Consider the following 811-nt stretch of genomic DNA (forward strand, 5'->3'; position numbering starts at 1 on the left):
CTTTCGACGCGGCCGTCGCCGGTCGCGCGCACCGGACATAGCGTTCATGTATGCGCGAATGACACGGCGACGGCCGCGTCGAAAGGGGATGGTGAATGTCTGTGAGCGAGCGGTTCCGGTTCGCCGAGGAGGAGCGGGCGACACGAAAGAAGCGTGCCCCATGGGGCGTGATAGCGCTCGTTCTGCTGACCGGACTCGCTCTCATCCGCAACGGCTCGGGGGAGTTCGACGTCGGCCCGCCCCAGCCCGCGACGGCGGCCGCACCCGATCCGAGCAGCGCACCGAGCCCCTCGGCCGCCAGTGCGGCTCCCCAGCTCGTCCTGTCCCGTTCGGTGCCCGACCGGATCAGAATCCCCGTGATCCAGGTCGACGCGCCCATCACACCGGTCGGGGTGGACGAGGACGGCTGGATCGCCGCGCCGCCGCCGGAGAACCCCAATCTGGCCGGCTGGTTCACCGGTGCGGTCACGCCGGGGGAGAAAGGCACCGCCATCATCGACGGCCATGTGGACAACGCCGCGGGTCCCGCGGTGTTCTACGGGCTCGGTGCCGTGCAGAAGGGAAACCGCGTCGAGGTCCACCGGCAGGACGGAAAGACGGCCGTGTTCGAGGTGTACGGCGTCGAGGTGTTCAAGAAGGAGAACTTCCCCGGCGACCGCGTGTACGGCTCGAAGGGAACGCCGGAGCTGCGGGTCATCACCTGCGGCGGCGGCTACAACGAGGCCACCGGGTATCAGGGGAACGTCGTCGTGTTCGCCCGCCTGGTCGGAGTCCGCTGAGAGGACCCCGGCCAGGCGGGCGAACACGACGA

1 protein-coding gene is annotated in these 811 nt (G+C 69.3%); it reads left to right on the forward strand.

What is annotated here, in order from left to right:
* Positions 1–95: 95 nt before the first annotated feature.
* Positions 96–779 carry a class F sortase gene (locus tag CCN35_RS27165; protein ID WP_067388523.1) on the forward strand — a complete coding sequence of 228 codons (684 nt, stop codon included), beginning with the start codon at positions 96–98 and terminating at the stop codon, positions 777–779.
* Positions 780–811 lie beyond the last annotated feature (32 nt).

The organism is Streptomyces thermovulgaris (assembly GCF_002155915.1).
GTDB classification, from domain to species: Bacteria; Actinomycetota; Actinomycetes; order Streptomycetales; family Streptomycetaceae; genus Streptomyces; species Streptomyces thermovulgaris.